This is a genomic window from Frankia sp. CgJB1 (assembly GCF_977947065.1).
Map to the genome: position 1 here is coordinate 1 of NZ_CDWTNB010000097.1, position 14,438 is coordinate 14,438.

14 protein-coding genes are annotated in these 14,438 nt (G+C 69.8%); 6 read left to right on the plus strand and 8 right to left on the minus strand.

The features are described 5' to 3' along the window. Positions 1–689, minus strand: a 689-nt coding sequence (locus AC08OT_RS12380; RefSeq protein ID WP_476602836.1) for a patatin-like phospholipase family protein, incomplete at its 3' end; no start/stop codon positions are given. A 194-nt stretch (positions 690–883) separates the two neighbouring features. Between AC08OT_RS12380 and AC08OT_RS12385 the strand changes: the two genes are divergently transcribed. Further along, on the plus strand, positions 884–2,728 hold the full coding sequence (locus tag AC08OT_RS12385) for an acyl-CoA dehydrogenase (RefSeq protein ID WP_476591903.1): 1,845 nt from the start codon (positions 884–886) through the stop codon (positions 2,726–2,728). Between the two features lie 63 nt (positions 2,729–2,791). Further along, positions 2,792–3,178, plus strand: coding sequence for a hypothetical protein (locus AC08OT_RS12390; RefSeq protein WP_476591904.1), 387 nt, complete (start codon positions 2,792–2,794; stop codon positions 3,176–3,178). Between the two features lie 121 nt (positions 3,179–3,299). Here the strand turns inward: AC08OT_RS12390 and AC08OT_RS12395 are convergent, their stop codons facing one another. From AC08OT_RS12395 to AC08OT_RS12410, 4 genes are all read right to left on the minus strand, one after another. Further along, a complete protein-coding gene (locus AC08OT_RS12395; protein ID WP_011434531.1) occupies positions 3,300–3,536 on the minus strand; it encodes a hypothetical protein in 237 nt (78 codons plus the stop codon). Positions 3,537–3,666: 130 nt separating this feature from the next. Further along, positions 3,667–5,037, minus strand: a complete 1,371-nt coding sequence (locus tag AC08OT_RS12400) for a dihydrolipoamide acetyltransferase family protein (protein WP_476591905.1) — start codon at positions 5,035–5,037, stop codon at positions 3,667–3,669. A 53-nt stretch (positions 5,038–5,090) separates the two neighbouring features. Further along, positions 5,091–6,152 carry an alpha-ketoacid dehydrogenase subunit beta gene (locus tag AC08OT_RS12405; RefSeq protein WP_476591906.1) on the minus strand — a complete coding sequence of 354 codons (1,062 nt, stop codon included), beginning with the start codon at positions 6,150–6,152 and terminating at the stop codon, positions 5,091–5,093. Next, complete coding sequence (locus AC08OT_RS12410; RefSeq protein WP_476595223.1) at positions 6,149–7,348, minus strand: thiamine pyrophosphate-dependent dehydrogenase E1 component subunit alpha; 1,200 nt, start codon at positions 7,346–7,348, stop codon at positions 6,149–6,151. The genes AC08OT_RS12405 and AC08OT_RS12410 overlap by 4 nt, the downstream gene beginning before the upstream one ends. Before the next feature lie 129 nt (positions 7,349–7,477). Between AC08OT_RS12410 and AC08OT_RS12415 the strand changes: the two genes are divergently transcribed. The 3 genes from AC08OT_RS12415 to AC08OT_RS12425 all read left to right on the plus strand — a co-directional run bounded on the left by AC08OT_RS12415 (position 7,478) and on the right by AC08OT_RS12425 (position 9,780). Further along, positions 7,478–8,389 carry an LLM class F420-dependent oxidoreductase gene (locus AC08OT_RS12415; RefSeq protein WP_462186461.1) on the plus strand — a complete coding sequence of 304 codons (912 nt, stop codon included), beginning with the start codon at positions 7,478–7,480 and terminating at the stop codon, positions 8,387–8,389. A gap of 150 nt (positions 8,390–8,539) precedes the next feature. Next, positions 8,540–9,523 carry a CapA family protein gene (locus tag AC08OT_RS12420; protein WP_476602833.1) on the plus strand — a complete coding sequence of 328 codons (984 nt, stop codon included), beginning with the start codon at positions 8,540–8,542 and terminating at the stop codon, positions 9,521–9,523. Beyond that, a complete protein-coding gene (locus tag AC08OT_RS12425; RefSeq protein ID WP_476602837.1) occupies positions 9,412–9,780 on the plus strand; it encodes a hypothetical protein in 369 nt (122 codons plus the stop codon). Before AC08OT_RS12420 ends, AC08OT_RS12425 begins: the two co-directional genes overlap by 112 nt. Here the strand turns inward: AC08OT_RS12425 and AC08OT_RS12430 are convergent. Further along, a complete protein-coding gene (locus tag AC08OT_RS12430; RefSeq protein WP_476602834.1) occupies positions 9,738–10,247 on the minus strand; it encodes a Fur family transcriptional regulator in 510 nt (169 codons plus the stop codon). The genes AC08OT_RS12425 and AC08OT_RS12430 overlap by 43 nt on opposite strands. Positions 10,248–10,725: 478 nt before the next feature. On the opposite strand from AC08OT_RS12430, the gene AC08OT_RS12435 reads away from it, so the two are divergent. Further along, the gene (locus AC08OT_RS12435; RefSeq protein WP_462186444.1) at positions 10,726–11,346 is read left to right on the plus strand and encodes a hypothetical protein; all 621 of its coding nucleotides are present in this window, start codon (positions 10,726–10,728) and stop codon (positions 11,344–11,346) included. On the opposite strand, the gene AC08OT_RS12440 is transcribed toward AC08OT_RS12435, so the two are convergent. Then, complete coding sequence (locus AC08OT_RS12440; protein WP_476602835.1) at positions 11,288–12,919, minus strand: hypothetical protein; 1,632 nt, start codon at positions 12,917–12,919, stop codon at positions 11,288–11,290. The two genes, AC08OT_RS12435 and AC08OT_RS12440, sit on opposite strands and share 59 nt — an antisense overlap. A gap of 61 nt (positions 12,920–12,980) precedes the next feature. Further along, positions 12,981–14,210 (minus strand): pyridoxal phosphate-dependent aminotransferase, encoded by a 1,230-nt coding sequence (locus tag AC08OT_RS12445; protein ID WP_476591909.1) that lies wholly within the window; start codon positions 14,208–14,210, stop codon positions 12,981–12,983. Positions 14,211–14,438 lie beyond the last annotated feature (228 nt).

Consider the following 14,438-nt stretch of genomic DNA (forward strand, 5'->3'; position numbering starts at 1 on the left):
GCATCGACGGCGTGCCCCACCGACACGTAGGCCGGCTCGAAGGCGCCCGGAAAGGCGGAACTGGCCCGTGCGGCCAGGGCGAGACGGGGGACCGCGCCAGGGTCGGTCAGGTCCTGCGTGCCGAAGGCGAACAGGCCCCGGTGGTCGACGTCGCACATGGTGCCGCCGAGTGAGTCGGCGTGCTCGGCGACCTCGCCGCGCAGGATCGTCGTGGTGATGAAGACCGATGTCGGGCGGTCCGCGCCGGCCCGGTTGGGGCGGGCCGTCTCCCCCACCGCTGCCAGGGCGGTGTGCAGCGCGGGCAGCACGGCGGTGTCCCCGTGCAGTAGCGAAGGATACGTCTTTTCGTGGGGGGTACGCATGAGCGCGTCAAGCGAGCCGAGGGACAGCCACAGGTCCCGCAGCGGGGTGAGATCGGCGTGGTGGGTGTTCGCGTAGCCCAGCATGGCGGCGTTGATGCCACCGGCCGAGGTGCCGGCGAGTACGTCCACACTGACCTCGACGTCGAGGATGGCTGCCAGCCGGGCGTAACGGGCGGCGACGGCAGCGTCCGCTTCGTCGGCCCGGTCACGGCCCGGGCTGGTCGCAAGGTTGATCTCGGTGGCGACCCCGCCCATCCAGACGGCGAGGCTCGCGCCACCGGTCATGACGACCGCGAGCCGTACCTCCTGGGTGGCCGGGTCGCGCATGAGTGGCAAGAGTAGACGTGCCCGGCCTCGGGTCTTCCCCGTTTGTCGGAGAAAAGTTGGATCGCGACGGCTTCTTCCCAGCCGCCGCTCTTGTCAACGGGTTACTCGTGAGTAGCATGGGAACAACGTACTCACGAGTAGCTAGCCGGCATCGGCTGATCACGATGTCCGGCGGTCCCGGGAAGGAGCCGTTGATGGGCCACTACCGGAGCAATCTGCGAGACATCGAGTTCAACCTGTTCGAGGTGTTCGGGATCGATCGCACGCTCGGCACCGGTCCCTTCGGGGAGATGGACGCCGAGACCGCGCGCGAGGTGCTGGCCGAGCTCGACCACCTCGCCTCCGGACCCGTTGCCGAGTCCTTCACCGACGCCGACCGTCATCCGCCGACCCTGGATCCGGCGACCGGATCGGTGACCCTGCCGGAGTCGTTCAAGAAGTCCTACCAGGCCGTTCTGGACGGTGAGTGGTGGCGGCTCTACCTTCCGCCGCACCTGGGCGGACTGGGTGCGTCCCCGACCGTCGCGTGGGCGGCCTCGGAGCTGCTGCTCGGAGCGAACCCGGCCATCTTCATGTACATGGCCGGCCCGACGTTCGCAGCGATCCTGCACCGGCTCGGCAACGAATGGCAGCGCCAGCTCGCCGAGTTCGCCATTGAACGGCACTGGGGCGCGACGATGGTGCTCACCGAGCCGGACGCGGGTTCCGACGTCGGAGCCGGTCGTACCAGGGCGATCGAGCAGCCCGACGGCACCTGGCACATCGAGGGCGTGAAGCGGTTCATCACCAATGGGGACTGGGATGTCCCGGAGAACATCATCCATCTCGTGCTCGCCCGGCCGGAGGGGCACGGCCCGGGGACCAAGGGCCTGTCGATGTTCGTGGTGCCGAAGTTCATGCCCGATCCGCGGACCGGCGCGCCCGGCGCCCGCAACGGCGTCTACGTGACGAACATCGAGAAAAAGATGGGCCTGAAGGTCTCCGCCACCTGCGAGCTGCGGTTCGGTGAGCGGGCGCCGGCGGTCGGCTGGCTGGTCGGTGACGTCCACGAGGGCATCGCCCAGATGTTCCAGGTGATCGAGTACGCCCGGATGATGGTGGGCAGCAAGGCCATCGCCACGCTGTCCACCGGATATCTCAACGCGCTCGAGTTCGCCCGCATCCGCGTCCAGGGTGCGGACCTGGCCCGCGCGTCGGACAAGACGGCACCGCGTGTCACGATCATCCATCACCCGGATGTCCGCCAGATGCTGATGATGCAGAAGGTGTATGCGGAGGGCATGCGTTCGCTGATGCTCTACACCGCGACGTTCCAGGACCGGGTTGCGCTGGCCGGCGAGCGGGGGGAGACCGACGAGCTCGCCGAACGCATCAACGACCTGCTGCTCCCGATCGTCAAGGGGGTCGGCTCCGAACGGTCCTACGAGCTGCTCGCCTCTTCACTGCAGATCCTCGGTGGTTCCGGGTACCTGCAGGACTATCCGATCGAGCAGTACATCCGCGATGCCAAGATCGACACTCTCTACGAGGGCACCACGTCGATCCAAGGCCAGGACCTGTTTTTCCGGAAGATCGTCCGGGACCAGGGGCAGGCGCTGACCTCCGTGCTGGGCGAGATCCAGACGTTCGTGAAGGGGGAAGCCGGCAACGGCGCGCTGCGGGCGGAGCGGGAGGCGCTGGGGGTGGCTCTCGATGACGTCCAGAGCATGGTGAATTCGCTGGTCGGGTTCCTCACCGGCGCCGCCGAGGATGCCGCCGCGATCTACAAGGTCGGCCTGAATACGACGAGGCTGCTGATGAGCCTCGGCGACCTGATCATCGGATGGCTGCTCCTGCGCGGCGCCGAGGTAGCCCTGCGAACCCAGGATTCTCCGGCATCCGCCGGGGCCCGGTCCGCTCGGGACGCCGCCTTTTACCAGGGCAAGGTGGCCGCCGCGCGCTGGTTCGCGGCCAATGTGCTACCGGATTTGACGGCGCGCCGGGTAGCGCTGGAGTCCACCGGCCTCGGGCTCATGGAACTGCCGGAGGAGGCGTTCTGATGTTGCCGGGGCGGGGTTGCGTTCTTGTCGCGGCAGGGTATATGGGCCGGTATGGGAATCCCGTTGAGTCTTTTACTCTTGGCCCTCGGCGCCATCCTCGCCTTCGCGGTCCGCTCCGAACCGTCCGGGCTCGACATCACGGCCGTGGGCATCATCCTGATGTGCGTCAGCGCCATTGGGCTCGGCCTCACCCTGTACCGCGACCAGTGGCGCAGAAAGATCGTCGAAGAGTCGGTCGAGAACGGCGTGCCCGCGCTCATGCCGTTCGATGACGGCATCATCGTCGACCCGTCCGCCCCATTCGAGGCCCCGCACCGGCGCGAGCTGGGACTGGCCCCCGAGGAGGATCGTCGGCTGAACCCCTCACGCCACCCGGAGGCGACCTCCGGTGACGGGCAGCCGGCCATCCACATGCACGTCGAAGGGGACCACCCCGTGTCGCCTCACTAAACCGTGCTCCTTCACCGGTCCGCCTGCCCACCGCCCGGTCCGGTTCCCAGGGCGGTCCGTGGGGACGGACCAGGGAACCGGACCGGGCGCTTGTCCGCGGGGTCGAGCCGGGATGGTCGGTTCAGGAGGTGCGTAGCGGCGGGAACGCCTGATCGAGCTCGTTGCGCATGTCCCGCTTGAGGATGTCGTCGGCGTCCGAGGAGGACTGACCCTCGAGTAGAAACCGAGCCACTCGTAGGGTGAGGTCGACCCGCTCAGCCAGGTTGAGCGTGCCGGTGAACCGGCCGCTGGAGTTGGCGGAGGTCAGAACCTTGGCGACGAACTCGTCCGCGGCCTGCAGTGCCTCCACTCGCGTCATGGTTCCACCTCTTTGTGCCGGAAGCCGGTCAGAGGCGCAACCGTACCAGGGAGCGGAATCTGGGCTGTTGTGTGCCCCTCTTGCGTGCAGTGTGCCCGTTTGTGGTCAACTGGTGGATCCGATGAGCCGATCAGGACCAGGCGAGTGCCACCGTGGGATCAGTGAGGACGGCACCCACGTCGGCGAGGACCGCGGAGCCCAGCGCGCCGTCGACGATGCGATGGTCGAACGAGAGCGCCAGCTGTACCACCGTACGCACGGTGAGCTGACCCTCGTGCACCCAGGGCATCGGTCGGATCGAGCCCAGGGCGAGGATCGCCGCTTCGCCCGGGTTCAGGATCGGGGTGCCGATGTCGACGCCGAGGACGCCGACGTTGGTGATGGTGATCGTGCCGCCGCGCAGATCCGCGGGGCTGAGCCGGTCCGCCCTCGCCGCGGTGGTGAGGCCGGCCAGGGCGTGAGCCAGTCCGACGACGTCGAGCCGGCCGGCGTCCGGGATGGTGGGCACGACGAGCCCACGCGGGCCTGCCACGGCCATGCCGAGGTTCACCCGGTCGTACACATGTATCTCCGGCCGGCCACCGTTCCCCGGCCGGCCACCGCCCGCGTCCTCGACCCAGGATGAGTTGATCATCGGGTGTCGGCGAACGGCGATGAGCAGGGCTCTGGCGACGAACAGCAATGGGGTGATCTTGATTCCGGTGAACTCCGGCAGCGCCGCGATCCGGTCCCGGACGGCCATCGTCGCCGTCGCGTCGACGGTGAGGAACTCGGTGACGTGCGGGGCGGCCGAGACGCTGGTGACCATCGCCTGCGCCATCGACCGCCGGATGCCGGTGACAGGCACGTGCCAGGTACGCGTCTCGGTGGAGAAGGTGGCCCCGGCGGGGACGACGCCGATCGGCGGGGCATCGCGCGTGGGCGGCGCCGCGAGGGGCGCGGTACGGGCGGTGGCACGCACTGCGGCCTCGACGTCGGCCCGGCTGATCGTGCCGTCCGGGCCGGTGCCGGCGAGGGAGGCGAGGTCGACGCCGAGGTCACGGGCGAGCTTGCGGACCGGCGGTTTGGCGAGCCCCGGACCAGCTGTGTGCCCCGGACCGGCTGGCATAGGTGGTCGTCGAGGGCGGCGCCGGCGGCTCTCGGCCGTCCTCGGCCCATAACCCACGAGGACTGGGGTGCGCTCGATGCTGCCAGCGTCCCGGGACGTCGGCAGGCTGTTCCCACCCGTCCCGTTCTCACCCGTCCCGTCGGGTTCGGCGTCGGCGGTCTGGATGGTCAGCAAGGGTGCGCCGACTGCGAGGGTTGTTCCCTCGGCGCCGTGGATCTCGGCCAGGATCCCGGCGAACGGGCTGGGGACCTCGACGACCGCCTTCGCGGTCTCGACCTCGACGAGGGGCTGGTTCACCGTGACGGTGTCCCCGACCTGGGCAAGCCACCGGACGATGTCCGCCTCGGTCAGACCTTCGCCGAGGTCAGGGAGCCGGAACTGTCGCTGCGTCACGGTAACCCCAGTCAGATAGCCGGTTGGTCGGTCCTCAATGCTTCTCAGGATGCTCAGTACGCGAAGGAACGGTCCACGGCGTCGAGGATGCGATCGATGTCGGGGAGGTAGTGGTCTTCGAGGCGGGCCGGGGGATACGGGGTGTCGAAACCGGTGACCCGCAGGACCGGCGCCTCCAGGGAGTAAAACGCCTGCTCCGTCACTCGTGCGGCGACCTCGGCCGACACCGAGACGTTGGACGGTGCCTCGTGGACCACGACCAGCCGGCCGGTCCGGCGTACCGAGTCGAGCACGGGTTCCAGGTCCAGGGGCGAGAGCGTCCGCAGGTCGATGACCTCCAGCGACCGGCTGTCGTCCGCCGCGCTGATCTCGGCGGCGTCGAGGCAGGTCCGCACGGTGGGACCATAGCCGACGAGGGTCGCGTCCGTGCCGGTGCGCACGACCCGGCTGGCGTGCAGTTGGGTGAGCTCGTCCGCGGGCAGTTCGGCGAGGGGGCGCGGGTCGACCACGCCCTTCTCCCAGTACCGCCGTTTCGGTTCGAGGAAGATCACCGGATCGTCGGACCGGATGGCCTGCTGGATCATGTGATGGGCGTCGACCGGGTTCGAGCAGGCGACAACCTTCAGGCCGGCAGTGTGGCAGAAGTACGCCTCCGGCGACTCACTGTGATGCTCGACGGCGCCGATCCCGCCGCCGAAGGGGATGCGGATCGTTACCGGCAGCCGGATCCGGCCGGCCGACCGGTAGTGCAGCTTCGCGAGTTGGCTGACGATCTGGTCGAACGCGGGGTAGACGAACCCATCGAACTGGATCTCACAGACCGGCCGGTAACCGCGCATGGCAAGCCCGATCGCCGTGCCGACGATCGCCGACTCGGCCAGCGGGGTGTCGATGACCCTGGCCTCGCCGAATTCCTGTTGCAGCCCGTCGGTCACCCGGAAGACCCCGCCGAGCTTGCCGACGTCCTCCCCTATGATCAGAACCTTGGGATCGGCGGCCATCGCCGAACGCAGCCCGAGGTTCAACGCCTTGGCCATGGTGACCGGGGCGCGGGCGACCCGCTCACCGACCTCGTCGGAGCGTTGCTCCCCGGCAACGACAGCCCCGCTGGTCACCGGTTCCCCTCGAGTACGCCCATCTCGTCCTCCACGCCGGGCCCCTCCACGTCGAACATGGCCGCCAACGCCGATCGCTGGGCCGTCACGAGTTCATTCTCAGCCACCTGCACATGATCGAACAGGCTGGTCGGGATCGAATCCGGCAGCGCGACGCACTGCGCGCGCAGCTCGTGCGCGAAGGCGTCCGCCTCGATGGCCAGCTGCCGCAGACTCTCCTCGGTGAGCAGGCCCCGCGCTGTCAGGTGGGCGCGCATCCGGTCCAACGGATCACGCCGACGCCACATGCCCAGTTCACTCTCCGGACGGTAGCGGCTGGGATCGTCTGCCGTGGTGTGCGGATTCATCCGGTAGGTCACGGCCTCCACCAGCACCGGGCCACGCCCGGCACGCGCGGTCGCCAGGGCCCACCGGGTCACCGCGAGACACGCCAGCACGTCGTTGCCGTCCACCCGCACGCCCGGAAAGCCGAAGCCGGCGGCCCGGTGGACGATCTCGATTCGGCTCTGGCGCCGAGCGGGCGCTGAGATGGCCCACTGGTTGTTCTGGCAGAAGAACACCAGCGGAGGGGCGAACACGCTCGCCCATCCGAACGCCTCGCTGACGTCGCCCTCGCTCGACGCCCCGTCACCGAAGTACGCAATGGCCGCGTCGTCGGTGCCGTCCCGGGCGATTCCCATCGCGTAGCCGGTGGCGTGCAGCGCCTGCGAGCCCACGACGATCGAGTAGAGGGCGCATCCGTGAGTGTCCGGATCCCAGCCACCGAGCGTCGTGCCGCGATAGATCGCCAGGATTTCCCTCGGCCTGACTCCCCGGCACCAGGCCACCCCGTGTTCCCGGTACGACGGGAACGCCATGTCGCCAGGCCTCAGCGCCCGGCTGGATCCGACTTGGGCCGCCTCCTGGCCCCGCAGGCTTGCCCACAGCCCCAGCTCGCCCTGGCGCTGCAGGCTGGTCGCCTCTTCGTCGAACCGGCGGATGAACACCATGTCCCGATACAGCCCATACAGGTCGTCGTCGGTCAGATCGGCGATCTGGGCGGCCAGATCGGCGGCTGTCCGGGGCGGGTCCGCTCCCGCGGCGCCCGCCCCGCCGGCGCGGGCTCTGGAGGGATCGGGCCCCGGCGCATCGGGCCCGGCTGCCATCGTCGTGGACGCGGTGGTGATCCGGTGGCCGGCCGGGGTGAGCAGCTGCATGAGCTCCGTCACACTCGTCAACGATAGACCTTGGACGGACAACAGTGGCAACCGGATCCGGCGGTCCCGCCGTGACGAGTGACCATCGCTCCTGCTCGGTACGGTTGCGCGGTGACGAGTGCGCAGCACATGACCCGCCCGCCGGCCCGGCGTGAGATCGGCAAGGTGGGGATCTGGAGTGGCCAGTTCGACTTCTCCCCGGCCGCGGTCGTCCGGGAGGCGATCGCAGAACTCGACGATCTCGGTTATCCGACGTTGTGGACCGGTGAGGTCAAGGGGCGCGAGGTGTTGGTCACCGCCGCTCTGGCGCTCGAGGCCACCTCCCGGATGACGATCGCGACCGGGATCGCGCAGATCCTCGCCCGTAACCCGCTCACCATGACCGCTGGTCAGCTGGCCCTCGCCGAGGCGTACCCGGACCGGTTCCTGCTCGGACTCGGGGTGTCCCACGCCGAGCTGATGCACATCCGGGGCGCCTCCTACACGCGCCCACTCGCCCAGATGGCGGCGTACCTCGACGAGATGGACCGGATGGCGGTCGAGCAGTACCGGGCCGTGCCACCGCCCGGTGTCCCGCCACGGGTGCTCGCCGCGCTCGGTCCGAAGATGCTCGGCCTCGCCCGGGACCGGGCCGACGGCGCCCACACCTATTTTGTGCCACCCGAGCACACCGCTGCCGCCCGGGACATCCTCGGGCCCGACAAGCTGCTCGTCCCCGAGCAGGCGTTCGTCCTGCACACCGATCCGGAACAGGCCCGTGAGCTCGCCTGCCGGCACACCGGGTCCTATCTTCGGCTGCCGAACTACACGGCGAACCTGCGGCGTTTCGGGTTCGACGACGACGATCTCGCCGGCTCGGGCTCGGACCGCCTGGTCGACACGATCGTCCCCTGGGGGGACGCGGACGTTCTGCTCGGGCGGATCAAGGAGCATCTCGACGCCGGGGCCGATCAGGTGGCCGTGCAGGTGCTTGACTTCGACCGCCGTGGGCTGCCGCGTCGGCAGTGGCGCGAACTGGCACCGGTGCTGTCGGCACTCTGACGTCGGACGGACCGCGGCGGTCGAGCTCGGGATCATGGGAACGGCCGGGACGCGGCCGGTTTGCGAGTGGCTCGTCGTGGCGTGGTCGTCACGGAGGGGGGAGCCTGGCGTGGAGCGGGGTGCAGCCAGCCGGCGTGCTCGGTGCGTTCGGTGCAGAGGAGGGCGCACGGCCGTCGCCGGTTCATCGTCGGGTTCATGTTCGTCGCCTGTGCCGTGCCCTACGGCGAGGACCGTCCGAGGCCGACGCCGCACGCCGACGGTGCCTCCGCCACCACCGGTCCCCCGGCCGGGGCCACTGCGGCCACCGCGGCCACCGCGGGAGCCGCACCCGTCGGTGACGGCCCGCGGCGGCCGACGGGGCAGCCGGTCACCATCGCCTTCGGCGGCGACATCCACTTCGAGGGTGCTCCCGGTCAGCGGCTCGCCGCCGATCCGCGGACGGCGATCGGACCCATGTCGGCGGCCCTGACCGCGGCCGATCTCGCGATCGCGAACCTGGAGACGGCGGTGACGGACCGTGGCGCCGCGGCCCAGAAGGCGTATGTGTTCCGGGCTTCGCCCACCGCGTTCACCGCGGTACGGGCGGCCGGCATCGACGTCGTCACGATGGCCAACAACCATGGCATGGACTACGGCATCGAAGGCCTGCAGGATTCGCTGCGTTACGCCCGGGATGCGCACTTTCCGCTCGTCGGCATCGGCGTGGACGACACCGCCGCGTACGCCCCGTACATGACGACGGTCAAGGGGCAGCGTATCGCCGTCCTCGGGGCCACCCAGGTGCTCGACGACGAGTTGATCGCGGCCTGGACGGCGGGTCCGAACAAACCCGGCCTGGCATCGGCAAAGGAGGTCGATCGGCTGGTGCGAGCCGTGCGAGCCGAGGCTGACACGGTCATCGTCTTCCTGCACTGGGGGACTGAACAGCAGCAGTGCCCCAACGAGGCACAGCGCGCCCTGCCCCCCCCCGGCTGGCGGCCGCGGGCGCGGACGTCGTCATCGGGAGCCACGCCCACGTTCTGCTGGGCGCCGGATGGGCCTCCGACGGAGTGTACGTCGGCTACGGGTTGGGGAACTTTGTGTTCTATTCCTCCGGCGCCGGCCGGAACACCGAGTCCGGGGTGCTGGAACTGACCGTCGCTGGCCGGGCGGTCATGGCCGCTGCCTGGCTACCCGCCCGGATCGTGGGGGGCACCCCCCCAGCCGGTGACCGGTGCCGCGGGAGCCCGGGCCCTGGCGAACTGGAAGGCCCTGCGCGCCTGCACCGGCCTCTCGGCGACGGCACCCTGACCGACGGCTGCGCGCACTGTGCCCCGCGGTGCGTCCCCTGCTCCGCCGGGCACCTCGCTCAGGTGGCCGGTCGGGCCGCGCAGGTGGCACAGGTGCCGTAGATCTCCACAGTGTGCACGACGTCGACGAATCCCTCGGCGTTGGCAACCTTGGCGGTCCACGCCTCGATCTCCGGTCCCGCGATCTCCACCGTCCGGCCGCAGGAGCGGCAGACGAGGTGATGGTGATGGTCGTCAGAGGCACAGCGCCGGTAGACGGTCTCACCGTCGTCCCGGCGGATCATGTCGACCTCGCCGCGGTCGGCCAGCACCTGCAGATGGCGGTACACCGTCGTGAGCCCGACCGCGGCGCCCTGCGCCCGTAGCCGGGCGTGCAGATCCTGGGCGCTGGTGAAGGCGTCGGTCTCGGCAAGCGCGGCGGAGACGGCGTCGCCCTGCCGGGTGGCACGCACGGCCGTCCCCCGACTCGGCGCCGGACGGCGCTCTGCCGTCTCATCCCGCTGGTTGCGGGGGTCGCGGGCCGGCCGGCCCGTGCCGGCCGACCTGGTGTCGTTCCCCGCGGTGCTCACGTCGCTCCCTTCGCTGCCGTTCAGTCTGTCTGGTCGGTTCAGTCTGTTGCCGGTGTCGCCCTTACCGTCCGTGCCTCTCATCCCGACTGTGCCGTCCGTCCCGCCCGGGGCGTGCACCAGCCGTGGGGTCGGCTCGGACCCGTGAGCTTCTTGGGGTGTACGGGCCACGTTCTCACTTTCTCATCTCCTCGCCGCGCTGGGCGTGCCTGGCGACGGGAATGGGCACGCGTCCGTTGAACATTATTGACAATGGTTTTCATCCCGGATGTGCTGGGCGGAGGTGTGAATGCGCTTGCGACCTGATCGCAGGAAAGTCCTGAGGTAACTCGCTGCCACCCGTTGCCATTCCCGAGCTCGTGGCGGCGATCCGCTGACGGCCGCACGCTGACGGCCGCACGCTGACGGCCGCACCCACCGGTGATCTGCGACGCTCCGAGGCATAACCTTCGCCCAGAGTAGATCCAGGGCGGAGGGATGCATGGCGGGGCGTAGCGGCCGACCTGGGTGGTTGCGGGAACCGGATCCGCTCCAGAACCCCCTCGGTAGTCGGCTCGCCATTCTCGGCGCGATCGTGCTGGTGATTGGCGGGGGAGCGGCGACCCTGACAGGCGGTGCGGACTCGGCGTCCGGGCTACCCGCGTCGACCACCGGCGGCTCTGCATCCACCGCGAACGGCTCTGCATCCACTGCGAATGACTCCGCCGAGCTGGCCTCCTGGTACCACGGCAGCGAGGGTCTGCGGACCCGGGTCGCCACGGACGTCGCGGCGGCCCGAGCGTATCTGGCCGCCCAAGACGGCGCTTCCCTGCGGCCCGTCTGCGTCTCCCTCGGCACCGACACGCAGGCGGCGCTGACCGCGCCGGTGCCGCCGACCGCGGCCGCGCAGGCGCGGTTCGATGCCGGCGGCAGGGACTATGCCGCCGCTGCGGCGTCCTGCGGGCAGCTCTTCGACGGCACCCGGATCCAGGTCGGCGTGCTGCAGCAGCGCATCGCGTCGTCGTTGGCGGACGGTGACCGGGAATGGGGGGCGCTGGCCGCTCTCATCGGACAGCCGATGGCGACTGCGAGTCCCCCCGCGGCGTCGGGGCGCAGCGGGTGAGGCCGTGCAGGGTGCCGGTGAGCGGAAAGGTCCGGATCTCTTGCTCACACCATCCGGCCTGCCGCAGGGACGCGAGTTCGGCGGCCGTGCCCCGGAGGTCGTAGGCGAGGATGAACAGCAGGATCCGGTCCGGCGGTTGCGGGCGGCTGCGGATCGCGCCGTCCTTCCCGATCACGCTCAGGAAGGTTGTCGCCGATCGGGGTACCCGGGGCCCGATCGGCGGTCCCCCGGGCGATGCGTCGTCGCTGAGGTCCATGGCGTAGAGCCAGCCCGCTCGCGCCAGTCGGCCGCCGACGATGACGAGATCGCCCGCCCGATACTCGGCGCGGGCGGCGATCGTCGCGTCGACCATGGCCTCGATCGGACGGGGATCGTGGCGTTCGTCCCACAGCGTGATGGTCCCGCCGACCGCGCAGACCGGCATCACCGCCAGCGCGATCAGGCCGACGGCCGCGGGAAGCCGCGCCGGCCCGACCGGCCTGGCTGCCTGGGCCGTGCGGGCCAGGCGGGCCGTGCGGGCCAGGTCTGCAACGCCGACCGCGACGATGATGGTGAGCAACGGAACCAGAAACAGATTGGTCCGACAGGCCCCGAAGGGCCAGTAGCGTCCGGCGCTGGCCGCGAGCTGGAGCAGTTCGGCGCCGATCAAGGCGACGATAAGGATCATCCCGTCGGGGCGTCGGCGCAGTACCCGGACTCCGAGCGCCAGCGCAACCGCCGTGGCCGTCCCGACGAGCAGCGTCGGGAGGCGATGCCCCTCGAGGAGGGAGTGCACCAGATTGGGGTCATAACGGTCGATCCCGGGCGGAGCGCCACCGAGAATCGCGCCGGTCTGTTCGAGCGTGAACCGCAGGCCGCCAAGGATCCCTCGATCGGCGAGGAAGTGATCGTCCCAGAAATGGCTCGCCCGTTGACTGGACTGGTGCGCCACAAAGATCATCATGTGGGCGCCGGCCAGGAGGAGGGCGGGGCCCACCCGTCCGGCGGTGCGTACCACGGTGCGTCGGGGCACCGCGCGGACCAGGTCGTAGCCAGCGAGGGGAACCAGCAGAAACACCGCGGGCAGCGACAGCAGCGCCAGCGCGCCGGCCGCGGTCCGGCGTGGGAGCGTGGCCTGTCCTATCCACAGCGCGGTCACCGCGAGGGTGACCACCGCATCGAGGACGTAGGGCTTGAGCTGTGTGCCGGTGTCGACGACGGTGCCGGCGAGGGCGGCCGTCACCGCGGCGGCCACGGCCGGCACCCGGCCGGTGAACCGCCGCGCGAGCAGGAAGCCGCCCGCAGCGAGCAGCGGTAGCCAGATTCCCGCTCCGACGAGCCGGAGCGACCAACTGTGCCAGCCGAGGATGGTCCCGGTCAGTCGGGTCAGCGCCAGTGAGCCGACTGAGGACGGGGTGTTGGCCGCCGTCAGTTCCGACCAGAACGTCGGCCACGGTTCCCCCGCGAAGTGCGGGCGCCACAGCTCGTCGTACCAGAGCGGACGATCGATCCGGGCTCGCAGCGCGATCTGCGCCCCGATCGTGGCGGCGACCAGCAGACCCACGAGCAGGACGTCGCCACGCCGTTTTTCCACAGGTTGTCCACAGGGCGTTGGTGTCCTGTGGACAACCTCCCCGATGGTGTCGATTGCTCCGTCAGTTCTGTCGCTGGGAGGGGTGTTTGTAGGAGGCCAGGAAGCGATCGATCCGGCCGATGGCGTCCGTGAGATCGTCCACCGCGGGCAGGGTCACGATCCGGACATGGTCGGGATGCGGCCAGTTGAAGCCGCTGCCCTGGACGAGCAGGATCTTCTCGGCCAACAGCAGATCGAGGACGAACCGTTCGTCGTCCCGGATCGGGTAGACGGCGGGGTCCAGTCGGGGGAAGGCATACAGCGCCCCCCGCGGCGGGACGCACGACACCCCGGGGATGTCGTTGAGGAGCTTCACGACCGTGTCTCGTTGTTCGCGCAGCCGGCCGCCGGGCAGGACGAGGTCCCCGGCGCCGCCGTCCTCCGTGAGGGCGGCGACCGTGGCGAACTGCCCGGGCGCGTTGGCGCACAGGCGCATGTTCGCGAGGATGTTCACTCCCTCGATGTAGCTCGAGGCGTGGCCGCGCGGACCGGACATCACCATCCACCCGGCCCGGAACCCGGCTAGCCGATAGGACTTCGACAGCCCGTTGAAGGTCATGCAGACCAGGTCCGGCGCGAGCGCCGCGGTCGCGATGTGCTCGGCGTCGTCGTAGAGGATCCGGTCGTAGATCTCATCGGACAGCAGCATCAGGTGGTGGCGGCGGGCGACCTCGACGATGTTCTCCAGCACCTGCCGGTCGTAGACGGCACCAGTCGGGTTATTTGGGTTGATGACGACGATCGCTCGTGTCCGCGGGGTGACCTTGGCGGCGATGTCGTCGGGGTCGGGCGCCCAGCCGGCGGACTCGTCGCAGAGGTAGTGCACGGGCCGGCCGCCGCACAGGCTGACCACGGCCGTCCACAGTGGATAGTCGGGCGCGGGGAGCAGCACCTCGTCGCCGTTGTTGAGCAACGCCTGCAACGACATCATGATCAGTTCGGAGACGCCGTTGCCGAGGTAGACCCCGCCGGGGTCGAGGCCGGTGACCCCCTTACGGAGGTGATAGCGCACGACCGCTTCCCGGGCGGCGAGCAGTCCCTTGGAGTCGCTGTAACCCTGTGCATCCGCAAGGTTTGCCACGACGGCCTCGAGTACCTCCGGCGGTGCGGAGAAGCCGAACGGCGCGGGATTGCCGATGTTCAGCTTGAGGATGCGCGAACCCGCAGTTTCTAGCCGGGTCGCTTCGTCGAGGACAGGCCCGCGGACGTCGTAGCAGACGTCGGCGAGCTTGTCGGACTGGGTGAACTCCATCTACCCAGAGTAGGTGGGCTGTCCAGCGGATTTTCTGCCGGCCGGCGGCGTGCCGGCGAGTTCACCCCGAGGGAGTGACTCCGAGGCTCAGCCACCTTCGTAGATGATCGTTACTCGACGGTTGCGTGCTCATCCGGCCGGATCGGCTGATCCGTGCCCGGTCGCCGAGAGCCGTGCCGCTCCTTGGCACGAAGGTCGACTGATTATGGACGTCATCCTGTGTTTCGG

Bases quoted from the DNA above. Each gene is read 5' to 3' on its own strand.
- AC08OT_RS12385 (WP_476591903.1), top strand. From the start codon at position 884: ATGGGCCACTACCGGAGCAATCTGCGAGACATCGAGTTCAACCTGTTC.
- AC08OT_RS12395 (WP_011434531.1), bottom strand. From the start codon at position 3,536: ATGACGCGAGTGGAGGCACTGCAGGCCGCGGACGAGTTCGTCGCCAAG.
- AC08OT_RS12410 (WP_476595223.1), bottom strand. From the start codon at position 7,348: ATGCAGCTGCTCACCCCGGCCGGCCACCGGATCACCACCGCGTCCACG.
- AC08OT_RS12415 (WP_462186461.1), top strand. From the start codon at position 7,478: ATGACCCGCCCGCCGGCCCGGCGTGAGATCGGCAAGGTGGGGATCTGG.
- AC08OT_RS12435 (WP_462186444.1), top strand. From the start codon at position 10,726: ATGGCGGGGCGTAGCGGCCGACCTGGGTGGTTGCGGGAACCGGATCCG.
- AC08OT_RS12445 (WP_476591909.1), bottom strand. From the start codon at position 14,210: ATGGAGTTCACCCAGTCCGACAAGCTCGCCGACGTCTGCTACGACGTC.